Here is a 16,297-nt window from a genome sequence, read left to right as displayed (position 1 = left end):
AAGGAGATGATTTTTGTGCCAATTGTAAATGTGGAACTTCAAGTATTACCACGTGTTGAAGAGAAAAGACTATATGATGTAGTGGACGAAGTTATAAAATACATTGATAGTTGTGGAGTTAAATATGAAGTAGGACCTATGGGTACTACAATGGAGGGAGAATTTGATGAGCTTATTAATATAGTAAAAAAAGCTCAAGATATCTGTGTAAGAGAAGGGGCTTCTAGAATATTATCAGTAGTTAAAATAGATTATAAACCAGAAGGTGTGACAATGAATGAAAAGGTGGGCAAATATAGAAAATAAAATAATACCAAGTATTTTCTTTTTTTTCTTGTTATTTATATGGGAGGTAGTAGTGAGAGTTGGTATTGTAGAAAGATACATATTACCTTCTCCTATAGATATAATAAAAGTATTTTCAGAGATAAACTCAGAAATATGGCCACATATTTCTACTACCCTTCAAGAATCAGCTATTGGATTTCTTATAGCTATAATATTAGGCATAGTGTTAGCAATTGTAATGGATAATGTAAAATTTATAAAAAAAGCAATTTATCCTATAGTTATAATTTCTCAAACTGTACCAATAATAGCTTTGGCACCACTTTTTGCAGCATGGTTTGGATTTGGAAAGTTACCTAAAATAATGGTAGTAATACTTGTTTGTTTTTTTCCAGTATTAGTTAGCTTAATTCATGGGCTTGAATCAGTAGATAAAGATTTAATTAATTTACTTAAGTCTATGGGAGCGAGTAAATTTCAAATATTTAAACAGGTAAAGTTCCCAGCTTCTTTGGTAAGTTTTTTTTCAGGACTTAGAATTGCTGCAACATATAGTATTATGGGGGCAGTTATAGGAGAATGGCTTGGAGGAAAAGATGGTCTTGGTGTATATATGTTGAGAGTTAAGCATTCATTTGCATTAGATAAATTTTTTGCAGTAATCATTATAATAGTTATCCTTAGCATGATATTATTTAAAATTATTAATTTATTACAGAATTATTTAATGCCTTGGGCAAAAGGAACAAATAAAAATTAAAAATGGAGTGATATAAATGAAAAAAATATTTTCTATATTTATAGTATTTTTATTAGTATCATTAATCTTAGTAGGTTGTGGAAATAAAGAAAATAAAGAGTCAAAAGAAAATAAAGAGTTAGAAAAAGTAACTGTAGTTTTAGATTGGGTACCAAATACAAATCATACAGGGTTATATGTAGCAAAAAATAAAGGCTATTATGAAGAAAAAGGATTAGATGTTGAAATCATTCAACCATCTGAAGGTGGTACTGCAAATTTAATAGCAAATGAACAAGGTGATTTTGGGATTAGCTATCAAGAAGAAGTTACTTATGCTAGAACATCAGAAAATCCACTTCCTGTAAAAGCTATTTCAGCTATAATACAAAATAACACTTCTGGATTTGCTTCTCTTAAAGAAGATGGTGTAACATCACCGAAGGATTTTGAAGGTAAAAAATACGGTGGATTTGGAGCTCCTATGGAAGAAGCTATGATAAAAGGACTCATGGAAAAAGATAATGCAGATTTTTCAAAAGTAGAAATGGTTAATATAGGCAGTTTAGATTTCTTCACTGCTGTACAAGATCATGTAGACTTTACTTGGATCTATTATGGTTGGGATGGAGTAGCATCAGAAGAAAAAGAAATAGACTTAAATTTTATTAAACTTCAAGATTTTGATGAAAACCTAAACTTTTATACTCCAGTTATAATTGCAAATGAAAAATTATTAAAAGACAAACCAGAACTTGCAGAAAAATTTTTAGAAGCTACAAGTAAAGGATATGAGTATGCTATAGAAAATCCAAAAGATGCAGCAACGGAACTGTTAAAAGACAATCCAGAAATAGATGAAAATATAGCAATAGAAAGCCAGAAATATTTGGCAGGTGAATATAAAAAAGACATAGATAGATGGGGAGAAATGAAATCTGAAATTTGGACAAACTATGCTAATTGGATGTATGAGAGAGAACTAATAGAAAATGAACTTAATGTACAAGAGGCGTATACAAATGAGTTCTTACCAGAAAAATAAGATAGAATTAAAACATATTTCTAAGTCATTTGAAGATTTATTAATTGTAGATGATATTACTATAAACTTAAAAGAACAAGAATTTGTAACCATATTAGGACCAAGTGGTAGTGGTAAAAGTACAGTATTTAATATGATTTCAGGACTTATAAAACCTGATGAGGGAAATATTTATATAGAAGGCGAAGACTATACATCAAAAACTGGTAGAGTAAGCTATATGTATCAAAAAGATTTACTTATGCCTTGGAAAAAGATAATTGATAATGTATCACTTCCTTTAGTCTTAAAAGGTATAGGTAAAAGACAAGCTAGGGAAATAGTAAAAGAATATTTTAATATATTTGGATTAGAAGGTTTTGAATATAAATATCCTCATCAATTATCCGGAGGAATGAGACAACGTGCTTCACTTCTGAGAACATATATGTTTTCAGAAGATATAATACTACTTGATGAACCATTTGGAGGGCTTGATGCTATAACTAAGTCTAAAATGCAAATATGGTTATTAGATGTATTAAAAGAATTAAAGGCTTCAATATTTTTTATTACGCATGATGTAGAAGAAGCGATATTTTTATCAGATAGAATATATATATTATCTGAAAGACCAGCAAAGGTAAAAGAAGAAATAGTAATAGATTTACCAAGACCAAGAAGTAGGGATATAGTTACAACAAATAAATTTAATGATATTAAAAAGCATATACTTGATATATTGTAGAGGAGTGTTTTGATGGCAGTATTTGATTTAGAAGCTAACAATTATGATAAATGGTATGATACCAAAATGGGAAATTTTGTAGATAAGGTTGAAACTAAATGTGCATTTGATTTGTTTAAACCATTTAAGGGAATGAAAGTTTTAGATATTGGATGTGGAACAGGAAACTTTAGTATTAGATTAAAGGAATTAGGTTGTGAAGTAATAGGAGTAGATATATCTGATGAAATGTTAAATGTAGCTAGAAAAAAAGCTAAGGAAAAGAACTTAGATATTGATTTTTTAAATATGGATATATATAATTTAGAATTTGATAATGAAAGTTTCGATGCAGTATTTTCTATGGCAGCATTTGAATTCATTAAAGATACCAAAAAAGCTATAGATGAAGTATTTAGAGTAGTTAAACCAAATGGACAAATACTTGTTGGGACTATAAATAAAGACAGTAGTTGGGGTAAGTTATATCTTTCAGAAGATTTTCAGAAAAATTCTGTATTCAAACATGCTGAATTTAAAACAATAGAAGACTTTATTGGTATTCAATCTGATAATCTAGTAGAAACTAAAGAATGTTTATTTATACCTCCATGTACTGAAAAAAATAATATCAGTATGGAAAAAGAAGAAGAATTATCTAAGATTAAAGAAGGAGGTTTCATATGTGCCCTATGGAAAAAATAGCTGCATGTGAGATTTCTTTTACTCCTATTGGTAGCAGTGGTTATTTAAATCATATTGAAAAAGTATTAGATATTATAAAGGTGACAGATTTAGAATATAGTATTGGTATCTTATCCACTACTATAAGAGGAAGTAAAAAAGAAATATTAAATTTAATAAATTCCATATATAATGAATTAGATGATATTTGTGATTTCACTATGGATATAAAGATTTCAAATATTTGTGGTTGTAAAAATTAATTATTAAATATATCATATTAATATAAACTATAAAAGGAGTTGTATTTATGGGCATATTTGATAACCTATTAGGCAATGCTTCAGAAGCTAATATAGAAAAGATTGAAGAAGAATTAATAGACATATTTGCAAATGGAGAGCATGTCGAGAGGGCATTTAATATTTTTAGAGATTTATTTGTGTTTACAAATAAAAGACTTATATTAATAGATAAGCAAGGAGTAAGTGGCAAGAAAACAGAATATCATTCTATACCATATAAAAGTATTACACATTTTAGTGTAGAAACAGCAGGTCATTTTGATATGGATTCACAACTTAAGATATGGATTTCAGGTACAAGTGCTCCCATTTCAAAACAGTTTGGTAAAAATAATAACATTAACAAAGTACAAAAAATACTTGCAGGATATGTATTAAATTAAAGTAAGAGCAAATTTGCTCTTACTTTAATAATATTTCTATAAAATAATCAATATTATATTGTAAAGTTATAAAAACTAAATTTGCTTTTATTTTATTATCTAAGTCTATAAAATTATTTTTTAGGTCATTTATTAAATTTTGAGGAATTTCCTTATTATTACCATATAATAGTGCCACTCGTATAATATTATTAGCTAATTTTTTAGAAACTTCATTTTCTTCCAATATACTTTCCATTTCTTTTATAAACTTTTTTTGGTCACTTGGTATATATTTTTCAATAATTTCATCATTATTGGTTTTATAACTAATTTCTATATTTTCCTTATTTAAATTAATATTTAAAATGTCTATTTCTGTTAAATCATTTGTATTTATATATAAAGAATTATTTATATCTTTAAGTCCTAAGCTATTAAATAAAAATTTGGGTAGTGGTAATTTACCTATTTTAAAATTTGAAGCTTTAAAGTTAATTTTATCATTCTGTAAATTTATACTTAAATCCATAGTAATGACAACAGGTAAGCTTTTAAAGGAAGTTTTTGCAACTATTTTTTCGTTTTTTAAATGCAAGTATATATTTTGTATTTCTGGATCATTAGATATACTTGAATTTAGCTTTTCTACTAATCTTTTAGCTAATAATCCATTCACTTCTTTTTCATTAAAATTAACAGTGTTTTTATCATAAATATCTAAATTTGATTGAAATACAACTCTATCTATTAAGAATTCTCTATCTAACTTATCACTAGATATTATTTCTTCATTTGAAAAAGCAAGTATTATTATAAAAATAATTAGTATAAGTAATATAAATAAAAACCATTTTAAATATTTCATAAGACACCTCCAATTCAATAATTTATACCCAATATTTTTAATTAATATAAGATATTTTTACAATTATATAGTCAATACTATATAATGATGATATAAGATTATAAAGGAGAATGAAAATGGATACAAAATCATTATATTCAAAAAGTGAAGAAATAACTAATGCTATACTACATGGAATAGGACTAGGATTTTCAATAGCAGCACTTACTCTTCTAGTAGTATTAGCTTCAATATATGGTGAGGTATGGCATGTAGTAAGCTTTGCTATATATGGTTCTACACTTGTAATATTATACTTATCATCAACTCTTTATCATAGTTTTCCAGCAGGAAGTGTAAAAAATATTTTTCAAATATTTGATCATGCATCTATATATTTACTTATAGCAGGTACATATACACCACTTACTCTTATTCCACTAAGAGGAAAACTAGGATGGACTTTGTTTGGTATAGTTTGGGGTATAGCTATTGTAGGAATAATATTTAAAATATTTTTTGTAAAGAGATTTATGATACTATCTTTACTATTATATTTGGGAATGGGATGGTTAGTTGTTATAGCAATTAGACCTCTTATTGATACAATAAGCTTAAAAAGTATAATATTTTTGATTGCAGGTGGATTATCATATACTATTGGAACAATATTTTTTGCAAATAAAAAAATAAAGTTTAATCATGCTATATGGCATTTATTCGTTCTAGGGGGAAGTGTATGTCATTTTTTCACTATATTATTTTTATTACCAAGTTTAAATGCATAAAAACAAATGAGGGATATAAATGAAAAGTATAAAAAACATATGGAAACCAGAAAATTTTCAAGGAAGATATAAAGGAAAAGAATATTTTGAAGGCTGGTATTTTAAAATAGTAGATAAAAATGGAGAAAATAGCCTTGCACTAATACCTGGAATTTCAATTGAATCTAAAGATAAAAGACATAGTTTCATTCAAATAAATGATGGAAATAGTAATAAAGCTTATTATATAAAGTATTCCTATGATGACTTTATTTATGAAGAGGATAAATTTTATGTCAAAATAGGAAATAATGTTTTTAGCAAAGAAAAAATTATATTAGATATAGATCATAAAGGGTTAAAGTTAAAAGGGACATTAGAGTTTAATAATCTGTTTGAATGGCCAGTTAATTTTTTTTCTCCAGGTGCAATGGGATGGTATAGATTTTTACCTTTTATGGAATGTTATCATGGAGTAGTTAGTATGAATCATGATATTATAGGTAATCTGACTATAGATTCAAGAAATATTGATTTTTATAAAGGTAAGGGATATATAGAAAAAGATTGGGGTACTTCATTTCCTAAATCTTGGATATGGGCTCAATCTAATCACTTTTCACAAGAAAACAATTCTATATTCATATCTGTTGCAAATATTCCTTTTTTAAGCAGAGAATTTAATGGGTTTTTGATTGGATTACTATATGATAAAAAATTATATAGATTTACTACTTACACAGGTGCAAAGATTGATAAATTAAAATATTATGATAGAAATATAGAAATTTCAGTAAGTGAATCTGAATACATTTTAAATGTAAATATAATTAAAAATAATACTACTAGGCTTATATCACCTAAAAACGGTAATATGAATGGAACAGTTGAAGAAAGCCTAACATCTTATATAGATGTAGAATTAAAAGATAAAAATAATAATGTTATTTTTAAGGATACAGGAAAAAATTCAGGATTTGAAGTAAAAGGAAGACTAATATAAATTTATTTTTAATCATATCATAAAGTAAAGAGTTAAAATGGGGTGTGAATCTTGAAATATGATATGCCAATAAAATTAAGAAAAATTATTAAAGATAAGATATTTATAAGAAATAACAAAGGATGCTCTGGTTCTCAAGTCTTCCTATTGAAAGATAAGAATGATGAACAAGACTATTTTTTGAAAATTGCTTTGGATAACAAATTTTCTTATCTTAAATCAGAGAGCGTAAAGCTTAATTGGTTAAAAGGAAAGTTATCAGTTCCAGAAGTACACTATTATGAAAAGGTAGATGGATATGAATATTTACTTTTAACTCAGATACCTGGTAAAGATGCATTAACTCAAGAGATATTAAAAAAACCATATTTTTTAGTGAAAAAAGTGGCTAATGGATTAAGAACAATACATAATATAGATATATCTGATTGTAGTTTTAATGAAACTATAGAAGATAAATTAAAATTAATTAAAAATATGTATAATGAAAATAGAATTCCAAAAATTTATAGATTTCTGTTGCAATCTAAACCTAAAAAGGAAGATTTAGTATTTACCCATGGGGATTATTGTTTTCCAAATATAATTATAAACAACAATGATATATCTGGTTTTATTGATTTAGGAAGGTCTGGAATAGGTGATAGGTATGTGGACCTTTCGGTCATAATTAAAAGTATAGTATTAAATTATAGAAATTATGATATGTTAAAATTATTTTTAGAAGAATATGGACTTGTAAATGTAGATTATGAAAGATTAGAATATTATTCTCATATAGATAAATTAATAAATTAGATATAATAAAAGACTTGTTTTTCTTACTAACAAGTCTTTTATTATATGGTATAATAGAACTAACGTTCTTTATCTTTGAATATGGAGGTTTGAAATGAAAGGCAAGACACATTTAATAGTAGGACTAGCAGCTGGGGTTACAATTGCCTTATATAGAGAAATAGAAAGTATTTCTTTAGTTATACTTGGAACATCAATAGGTTCATTAATGCCTGATATTGATCATCCAAAGAGCAAAATTAATCAGAAATTACTTCAACACAAAAACAAATCATATAAAATTTTATTTTATACTTTGATAGGACTAGGTTTATTATATATTTATAGTTTAAATAATAATTCTTTGTTCTTATTGTCTGGAACTATAACTATTTTAATTGGAGTATCTAAACATAGGGGTTTTACACATAGTTTATTGGGAATATTTCTTTTTATTAAATTAGGAAAAGATTTAACCCTAGAATTTGGGTATAAAGAATTATACTTAGGTTTTTATATTGGATATTTATTTCATCTTATAGCAGACCTTTTTACTAAGGGAGGAATAGAATTACTTTATCCTTTTAGTGAAAATTTTTCATTTCCTTTATCAATTAAAACCGGTGGAACTATAGAGAATATTGTATCATTTATTTTATTAATATATTCTTTTTACAGTATTTTAAAATATTTTAATTTTATTATTTTTTAAGGAGGAAAATGGATTTATTTATAGAATTATATTATTTAAAAGAGGGGATTATATTGGCGATTATAAAAATTACTGAAGTTGTACCTGGAATGATATTAAATAAAGATGTATATATACCTGAAAAAAATACTATAGCTTTATCAGCAGGGGCAATATTATCAAAAGCACATATAAATAGATTTAAAAAATTAAATATAAATAGAATAAATGTATTAATAGAAAATAAACATCTAGATAATAAAATTAAAAGAGATAGATTCTTTGAGAATTATAATAATTTGAAATCTAAATTAGAGCTACTATTTAATCAAATAAAAATAGGAAATAAAGTTTTAAATAGTGATATAGATCATGAAGTAGATGAAATGATAAAATCTATATCAACTAATAATAATATACTTTCAAGATTAAGGCAGTTAGACGATAGCGGTAGTTATTTAATTAATCACTCTGCTCATGTCAGTTTATTAGCAACGACAATTGGTAAATTACTTGGATATTCAAGTAATAGATTAAAAGATCTATTAATAACAGGTCTTTTTCATGATATAGGTATGTTAAAAGTTCCAGAAAAAATAATGAATAAGCCAGGGCCTTTAAGTGAAGAAGAATTTATTGTAATAATTAATCATACAATAAATAGTTATAAGATACTAAAGGAGATTAATAATATAAATTCAGATATATTATATGGAGCACTTGAGCATCATGAAAGAGAAGATGGTAGTGGTTATCCATTAGGTCTTAAATCTAATCAGATACATGAATTTGGTAAAATTATAGCAATTGCAGATGTATTTCATGCTATGACAACTGATAAAGTATATAGGAAAAGAAAATCTCCTTTTATTGCTGCAGAAGAAATGCTATATAATAGCTTTGGTATATTAGATGGAGAGATTACCACTACTTTTTTAAACAATATTTCTAAGTTTTATATAGGAAATATTGTAAGATTAAATGATGGGTCAATTGGAGAAATAATATATACAAACAAAGCAATTCCCACACGACCTGTAGTAAATATAAATGGTAATTTTGTAGATCTTCTTAAAGATAAAGAATATGAAATTATAGACATCATAGATTAAAATAACCTTTATTGTGATATGAATCACAGATAGAGTTTATTGTATGTATTATTATATAGATAAAGAGAAAACAGGGAGGTTTTATGATGTCAATGTTTTGTTATCAATGTCAAGAGGCAGCAAAAAATGTAGGATGTACTGTAAGAGGGGTTTGTGGTAAAACCAGCACAGTAGCAAATTTACAAGACCTTTTAATATATACGTTAAAAGGGATATCTGAAATAGTAGTAAAAGGAGATTTATCTGCAAGTGAATTAGGTGATGTTAATAATAAGATGCTAAATGGTTTATTTATAACAATAACTAATGCTAATTTTGATGAAGATTCAATAGTTAAAGAAATAGATAAAATGATTGAAATAAGAGATGAGTTAAGAAAAAAAGTAGGAGTAAGTGAGTTGCATGATTCAGCTACTTTTAAAGTTAATGGAAAAGAGGATATGGTTAAAAAAGGTGAAAATGTAGGGGTTCTTAATACAGAAAATGAAGATGTAAGATCTTTAAGAGAATTAATTACTTATGGCTTAAAAGGTATGGCAGCATATACTGATCATGCTGTTAATTTAGGGAAATCAGATGATGAAATATGTGAATTTATGTATAAGGCACTTCAAGCTACATTAGATGATAGTTTATCAGCTGATGAATTAGTAGCTTTAACAATGGAAACAGGGAATTTTGGAGTGAAAGCAATGGCATTACTTGATGAAGCTAATACTTCAACTTATGGAAACCCTGAAATAACAGAGGTGAATATTGGAACAAGAAATAATCCTGCTATATTAGTATCAGGACATGATCTAAAAGATTTTGAACAATTACTTGAGCAAACAAAAGATTCTGGTGTAGATATTTATACACACAGTGAAATGTTACCAGCAAATTATTACCCAGCATTTAAGAAGTATGATCATTTTGTAGGCAATTATGGAAACTCATGGTGGAAACAATTAACTGAATTTGAAAGCTTTAATGGTCCTATATTATTTACAACAAACTGTATAGTGCCACCTAGAAAAGAAGAAATAAGAAATAGAATATTTACAACAGGAGCTTCAGGATATCCAGGATGTACTCATATAGAATCAGATGAAAATGGTAAAAAAGACTTTTCAGAAATAATAGAAATGGCTAAAAAGTTAGATCCTCCAACAGAGATTGAGACTGGATCAATAGTAGGTGGGTTTGCACATAATCAAGTTATGGAACTTGCTGATAAAGTAGTAGATGCTGTTAAATCAGGTGCTATTAAAAGATTCTTTGTAATGGCAGGTTGTGACGGAAGAATGAAATCAAGAGATTATTATACAGAATTTGCAGATAAACTTCCAAAGGATACAGTTATTCTTACAGCTGGATGTGCAAAATACAGATATAATAAATTACCACTTGGTGATATAGGAGGAATTCCTAGAGTACTTGATGCAGGACAATGTAATGATTCATATTCATTAGCTGTTATAGCAATGAAGCTTAAAGAAGTATTTGAATTAGAAGATATAAATGAATTACCAATATCATATAATATTGCATGGTATGAGCAAAAAGCAGTAATAGTATTATTAGCATTACTTGCTTTAGGAGTAAAAGATATTCATTTAGGACCAACATTACCAGCATTCCTTTCACCAAATGTAGCTAATGTATTAGTTGAAAAATTTGGTATAGCTCCAAATGGAGAAGTTGAAAGTGATATTGAAATGTTCATGAGTGAAGGACAAACTGCATAATATAAATATAAAAAATAAAGAGTGAAATTTCACTCTTTATTTTTTATGTTATTTTTGATAAATTTTATGATTTAATTTACCCTCATTATTAATGTATTGATATTCAAATGAAGTATTAGCATTTTCTACAAACTTACTATTCCAAAGGGATCTTAAATTGTAAAATACTTCAGTATTACCATCAACTTTTTCCCAATATTTTTTATGAAGGCAATTTGTAATCTTCCACTCTATTTCTTTTTCAGTTGAATTTATTATATTATTGGTATTATCACAAGGCATACCATCTAATATATAATTATTTAGTGATTTGTAAATTTCCATAGCATTATTTACTGGGTATTTTCCTTTGGAATCTATCCCGCATTCTATTCCTTGCTTTTCATATTCTTTTTCAATAATTACAATAGATTCACTAGGGAATTTGTCTAATACAGTAGTAATGAAATCTGCAAACCTTGTTTCAGCAATATCAATTTTTTCTTGCAACCATCCATGGATATTACTTGTGTCTATAAGTTCTTCTAGTGGTTTATCTTCTATTAAACTTCCATGATAGTCAATAAAATATAAATGTGTTTGCTCTATTTCTAGACCATATTTGTCTTCTAAACTTTCTACAATGTTTTTTTCTAATTCCTCATGTAATTTTATTTTATTAAATAACCAATAATGGATTGGACCTAAAAATTTACTCATAAAAATACCTCCTTTTATATCTAGTATAATTATATCCATAAAAAAGCAATAAATAAGTGATTTGTATCACATTCATAATATATAACACTTAAATAAACATATATAATGTGATACAATTAAAAAACGAATGAGAGGAGAGTTAATATTGAAATATAATATAATAATATTTGATGCAGATATGACACTTTTTGACTTTGAAAAAGCAGAAAAATATGCGCTTGAAAATTCAATTAGTTATTTTAATTATGAATATAGTGAAAAAGAACATTTATCTATGTATAAAACACATAATAAAGCCGTATGGAATGAATTTGAAGATGGTAAAATATCAGCACAAGATCTTAAATCGGAAAGATTTAGAAGGTTTTTTAAAGAAACTAAGATAAAAATTGATCCTAGTGAATTTAGTTTTAAATATATGGATTTTTTAAAAGAAAGTTCATTTCTTTTAAAAGGAGCAAAGGAATTAATAGAAGAAATACATAGTGATTTTAGATTAGTAATAATCACAAATGGCTTATCAAAAGTTCAAAATGTGAGAATAAGAAATTCAGAAATAGCCAATTATTTTGAAGATATAATAATATCTGAAGAGGTAGGATTTAAAAAACCCGATTCAGAAATATTTAAATTGACTTTAGATAGAATAAACCACACTGAAAAAGAAGATTTAATAATAATTGGAGATAGCTTAAAATCAGATATTAAAGGCGGTTTAAATTTCGGCATTGATACTCTTTGGTATAATCCAAATAATAATAAAAATAATACAGAAATAAAACCCAAATATGAAGCTCATGATTTTTCAGAAATAAAAAAAATAATATACAAACAAAAATAATAAGCTTTTTAGCTTATTATTTTTGTTAACATTAAACTGATTTTCTCTCTCCAGATTTAGAATTATTAAATACAATACCTAAAAAGTTGCTACAGGAGCTACTCCTCTAATAGAATTGCCAGCCCATATACCATATTTTAAGTCACATAAAGGTAATATATATGAAAGTGAAGAATAGCAAAAGCATCACAAATATAGCATTAAAATTTAATTTATTATTAATTCATGAACTTTGTCGAGATTATTATTATCATACTGTTATAATAATGGTAGTATTTCAATTATAAATAAAATTAAATTTAAATAAAGGATTCTTATAAAAAATATCGAATATATGTTCTAAAGGAAGGTGGAAAAATGAGTATTAGTTTTATTCATACAGGAGATGTACATATTGGCATGAAATTTACGACAAGTAAATTAGATCAAGATACAAGTAAAAATAAAAGAATTGAAATAATAGATACTTTTTTAAATATAGTTAAAAGATGTAAAAGTGAAAAAATAGATTTTTTACTTATAGCAGGAGATTTGTTTGAAGATGAATTATGTACTATAGCTGATTTGAAAATTATAAATGATAGTTTTAAGGATATAAAAAATACAAATATAATTATGATAACTGGAAACCATGATTATTTGAATGAAAAATCTTTATATAACTTAATTGATTGGAATAAAAATGTATATATAATCAAAGAGAAGAATTTGAGTAAATTATCATTTGAAAAATATAATACTGATGTTTGGGGCCTCAGTTGGTATGAAAAAGAAAAATCAGCACAAAGATTTAAAGATATTAAATTAAATAAAGATAGAAATAATATATTATTACTTCATGGAGATATAATAGATAAAAAATCAAAATATATGCCAATAGATAAAAATCATTTAAAGGATTTAGAATTTGATTATATAGGCCTAGGACATATACATAAGCATCAATATATATCTAATAATATTTGTTATTGTGGAAGTCCAGAACCTTTAGACTTTGGTGAAACAGGTGATCATGGTATTATTGAAGGGATAATAGATAAAAATGGCTTAGAAACAAAGTTTATATCATTAGCTAATAGAAGATATCATATAAAAAGATTAAATATAAATGAAGATATGACTTATAATGATATATTAGATAATGTAATTAATGTAGATAATAATGAAAGATTACAAAAGGATTTCTTTAGGATAATTTTAAATGGTTTTATAGACAAAGACATAAAGCCTAAAATAAAAGAATTAGAATATAAATTAAAAGATAAATTTTATTTTATAAAAATAACAGATAATACAAAAGAAAATTATGATTTAGAAGGTTTATTAAAAAATAATGAAGAAAATATCATTGGCAGATATATAATGGAAATGAAAGATAAAGGTTTAGAAGATGAAACTATAACCAATGCTTTAACTATAGGGTTAGAAGAATTATTAAGAGAGAAGGGTATATAATGAATATAAGTGAATTAAATATTCTTTCTTTTGGGAAGTTTAACAATAAAAAAATTATATTGAAACCAGGTTTAAATATAATTTATGGTGAAAATGAAGCTGGGAAGAGTACTATACATAAATTTATTGAATCAATGCTTTTTGGATTTGTTAAGTCATATACAAAAACAAAAAGATATACTAAGGATTATGAAAAGTATTTTCCGTGGAATGATAGTAAATATCAAGGAATATTAAAATACTATTATAATAATGATTTATTTAGAGTAGAACGTAATTTTATAAAAGGTAATGATGATGTAAAAATCTTTGATGAAAGAACAGGCGAAAATATAAGTGGAATGTTTGAATATAATCCTATTTCCAGAACAATAGAACCTAGTAGTCTTCATTTTGGGATAAATAAAATTATATATAAAAATACTATAAGTATTTCACAGCTTAAAAGTAAGACTGAAGATAGATTTTCTAAAGAAGTAAAAGATAACTTAATAAATCTAGGAGGCAGTTTAGATAACGAAATATCAATAAAAAAAGTAATAGAAAGATTAGAAAAAAGATTAAATGATATAGGGACTAAAAATAGGCTTAGGACTTCTCCTTATGGGAATTTAATTAGAGAGGTTAATGATTTAGATATAGAAAAAGAAAAGGCCTATAAATTATTTTCTGATACTAAAGAATTTCAACTAGAATTAAAAGAAAAAAAGAATATATTAGATGAATTATATAAGAAAAAAGAAAAGTTAGAAGATGATATTTATAAACATAATTGTAAAGAATTAAATGTAAAATATGAAAAAGCAAATAAATTATTAGAAGAAATAGATATTCTTCATAAAAACTCTTATAAGATTAAAAAATATAAAGATATTAAAATAGAAGATTATGGCGAAATAATAAAATATGAAAATACTATAGATACAATAAAAGAAAATATAGAAAGAATAAATAAAAATATCTTAGATATAAAAGAAAAGTTAAATTCTATAAATGATCAAATTAAAGAATATGAATTAAATAGTAATTTAAATACTAATACAGAAAAACTAAAAGAAAACAAGAATTTTAAAAAATCTCTTATGCTTACTAAAACATTTTTTATAATATTTTTAGTTTGTTTGATTGTTTCTTTAACTCTAGGATTTTTATTAGATAATAAATTTTTTATTATGTCATTTATATTTATAATAATAAATTTTTATCTTAATATTAAAATTAAGAACAAACAAAGTGTTATTAATGATAATAATAATTTAATTAATATATATAATAGAGAAAAAGATTTAAAAAGAGAAGAATTAAGAGAAGATGAAAGATTTTTACAAAATCAGCTAGTAGAAAAAAATGTTGAACTAGAAAGACTTAAGGCAAAATTAAATAATGAAAAGATGGGTATTAAATTTATATTAGATAAAAACAAATTTGAAACTCCTGAAGAATTAAAGAAAGGCATAGACAAGAAGAGAAAATTTGAAAATATAATACACGAAATAAATTACAAAAGAGAGATATTAAGTGGTATATTATCTAATAAAACTTTTGAAGAATTAGAAGAAGAAGTAAAAAAGTGTTCTGATATTGATATAAGTAAATTTTATTTAGAAGATAATTCTTTACTGGAAAAATTATCTGAATTGAATAATGTTATTATAGAAAGAGATAAAGAAATTTCTAATCTAGAAGAAAAAATAAAAACTATGCATTCCTTATTTCGTCCAATTCAAGAAATTGAAGAACAAATCTATACAAAAAAACAACAAATATTAAAATGTGAAAATGAAATTAAATCTATAGAAATTGCTAAAGAAACAATTGAAAAGATATCTAAAAGTATTCATAGAGAGTTTGCTCCTAAACTTAACAAAGAAGTATCTGATATTATATCTACAATTACAAAAGGTAAATATAAAGATATAAAGATAACAGAAAACTTAGAGACCAAAATTGTTTCTAAAGATGATGTTTTGATTGATATAGAGAATTTAAGTTATGGAACTATAGATCAGATATATTTTTCTCTTAGATTTGGCATTATAGATATAATAAAAAAAGATAAAAAAATACCATTAATATTAGATGATTGCTTTATACAATATGATGATATAAGGCTTGATTCTATATTAGATTTTATTTATGAACAATCAAAACAAAGACAAGTTATACTGTTTACTTGTCAAACACGAGAGCAAAATATATTAAAAAATAAAGGATATAATTTTAATTATATTGAAATTTAACAGAGG

At 25.1% G+C, this 16,297-nt stretch carries 18 protein-coding genes; 16 read left to right on the top strand and 2 right to left on the bottom strand.

Annotated features, from left to right (window positions below; translation table 11 throughout):
- Positions 1–15 precede the first annotated feature (15 nt).
- The 7 genes from D3Z33_RS03225 to D3Z33_RS03195 are packed head-to-tail and all read left to right on the top strand — an operon-like array spanning position 16 to position 4,150.
- Positions 16–306 carry a thiamine-binding protein gene (locus tag D3Z33_RS03225; RefSeq protein WP_160196339.1) on the top strand — a complete coding sequence of 97 codons (291 nt, stop codon included), beginning with the start codon at positions 16–18 and terminating at the stop codon, positions 304–306.
- Positions 278–1,048, top strand: coding sequence for an ABC transporter permease (locus D3Z33_RS03220; RefSeq protein WP_160196338.1), 771 nt, complete (start codon positions 278–280; stop codon positions 1,046–1,048). Before D3Z33_RS03225 ends, D3Z33_RS03220 begins: the two co-directional genes overlap by 29 nt.
- A 16-nt stretch (positions 1,049–1,064) precedes the next feature.
- Positions 1,065–2,072, top strand: coding sequence for an ABC transporter substrate-binding protein (locus D3Z33_RS03215; RefSeq protein WP_160196337.1), 1,008 nt, complete (start codon positions 1,065–1,067; stop codon positions 2,070–2,072).
- On the top strand, positions 2,050–2,799 hold the full coding sequence (locus D3Z33_RS03210) for an ABC transporter ATP-binding protein (protein WP_160196336.1): 750 nt from the start codon (positions 2,050–2,052) through the stop codon (positions 2,797–2,799). The genes D3Z33_RS03215 and D3Z33_RS03210 overlap by 23 nt, the downstream gene beginning before the upstream one ends.
- A 12-nt stretch (positions 2,800–2,811) precedes the next feature.
- A complete protein-coding gene (locus tag D3Z33_RS03205) occupies positions 2,812–3,483 on the top strand; it encodes a class I SAM-dependent methyltransferase (protein ID WP_160196335.1) in 672 nt (223 codons plus the stop codon).
- Positions 3,471–3,725 (top strand): YkoF family thiamine/hydroxymethylpyrimidine-binding protein, encoded by a 255-nt coding sequence (locus tag D3Z33_RS03200; RefSeq protein ID WP_160196334.1) that lies wholly within the window; start codon positions 3,471–3,473, stop codon positions 3,723–3,725. The genes D3Z33_RS03205 and D3Z33_RS03200 overlap by 13 nt, the downstream gene beginning before the upstream one ends.
- 47 nt (positions 3,726–3,772) lie before the next feature.
- Positions 3,773–4,150 (top strand): PH domain-containing protein, encoded by a 378-nt coding sequence (locus D3Z33_RS03195; RefSeq protein WP_160196333.1) that lies wholly within the window; start codon positions 3,773–3,775, stop codon positions 4,148–4,150.
- Between the two features lie 19 nt (positions 4,151–4,169).
- On the opposite strand, the gene D3Z33_RS03190 is transcribed toward D3Z33_RS03195, so the two are convergent.
- On the bottom strand, positions 4,170–4,997 hold the full coding sequence (locus D3Z33_RS03190) for a hypothetical protein (protein ID WP_160196332.1): 828 nt from the start codon (positions 4,995–4,997) through the stop codon (positions 4,170–4,172).
- Positions 4,998–5,113: 116 nt separating this feature from the next.
- On the opposite strand from D3Z33_RS03190, the gene trhA reads away from it, so the two are divergent.
- From trhA to hcp, 6 genes are all read left to right on the top strand, one after another.
- On the top strand, positions 5,114–5,764 hold the full coding sequence (gene trhA / locus D3Z33_RS03185; RefSeq protein ID WP_160196331.1) for a PAQR family membrane homeostasis protein TrhA: 651 nt from the start codon (positions 5,114–5,116) through the stop codon (positions 5,762–5,764).
- Positions 5,765–5,783: 19 nt separating this feature from the next.
- A complete protein-coding gene (locus tag D3Z33_RS03180; RefSeq protein WP_201750418.1) occupies positions 5,784–6,746 on the top strand; it encodes a tocopherol cyclase family protein in 963 nt (320 codons plus the stop codon).
- A gap of 51 nt (positions 6,747–6,797) precedes the next feature.
- Entirely contained in the window at positions 6,798–7,544 is a 747-nt protein-coding gene (locus D3Z33_RS03175; protein ID WP_160196330.1) for an APH(3') family aminoglycoside O-phosphotransferase, read from the top strand.
- Positions 7,545–7,638: 94 nt separating this feature from the next.
- On the top strand, positions 7,639–8,235 hold the full coding sequence (locus D3Z33_RS03170; RefSeq protein WP_160196329.1) for a metal-dependent hydrolase: 597 nt from the start codon (positions 7,639–7,641) through the stop codon (positions 8,233–8,235).
- A gap of 53 nt (positions 8,236–8,288) precedes the next feature.
- Entirely contained in the window at positions 8,289–9,326 is a 1,038-nt protein-coding gene (locus tag D3Z33_RS03165; RefSeq protein ID WP_160196328.1) for an HD-GYP domain-containing protein, read from the top strand.
- An 86-nt stretch (positions 9,327–9,412) separates the two neighbouring features.
- On the top strand, positions 9,413–11,056 hold the full coding sequence (gene hcp / locus D3Z33_RS03160) for a hydroxylamine reductase (protein ID WP_160196327.1): 1,644 nt from the start codon (positions 9,413–9,415) through the stop codon (positions 11,054–11,056).
- A gap of 48 nt (positions 11,057–11,104) precedes the next feature.
- Here hcp and D3Z33_RS03155 read toward each other — a convergent pair whose 3' ends face one another.
- Positions 11,105–11,755, bottom strand: a complete 651-nt coding sequence (locus D3Z33_RS03155) for a hypothetical protein (protein ID WP_160196326.1) — start codon at positions 11,753–11,755, stop codon at positions 11,105–11,107.
- A 145-nt stretch (positions 11,756–11,900) separates the two neighbouring features.
- Between D3Z33_RS03155 and D3Z33_RS03150 the strand changes: the two genes are divergently transcribed.
- The 3 genes from D3Z33_RS03150 to D3Z33_RS03140 all read left to right on the top strand — a co-directional run bounded on the left by D3Z33_RS03150 (position 11,901) and on the right by D3Z33_RS03140 (position 16,291).
- Positions 11,901–12,596, top strand: a complete 696-nt coding sequence (locus D3Z33_RS03150) for a YjjG family noncanonical pyrimidine nucleotidase (protein WP_160196325.1) — start codon at positions 11,901–11,903, stop codon at positions 12,594–12,596.
- 357 nt (positions 12,597–12,953) lie between these two features.
- The gene (locus D3Z33_RS03145) at positions 12,954–14,051 is read left to right on the top strand and encodes a metallophosphoesterase family protein (RefSeq protein WP_160196324.1); all 1,098 of its coding nucleotides are present in this window, start codon (positions 12,954–12,956) and stop codon (positions 14,049–14,051) included.
- Positions 14,051–16,291: an ATP-binding protein gene (locus tag D3Z33_RS03140; RefSeq protein ID WP_160196323.1), complete on the top strand. Its 2,241-nt coding sequence runs from the start codon at positions 14,051–14,053 to the stop codon at positions 16,289–16,291. The genes D3Z33_RS03145 and D3Z33_RS03140 overlap by 1 nt, the downstream gene beginning before the upstream one ends.
- The last annotated feature ends 6 nt before the right edge of the window (positions 16,292–16,297 follow it).

Source organism: Senegalia massiliensis (genome assembly GCF_009911265.1).
Lineage (GTDB): Bacteria > Bacillota > Clostridia > Tissierellales > SIT17 > Anaeromonas > Anaeromonas massiliensis_A.
The sequence above is the reverse complement of the archived record's forward strand: the minus strand, read 5'-3'. Positions and strand labels throughout refer to the sequence as shown.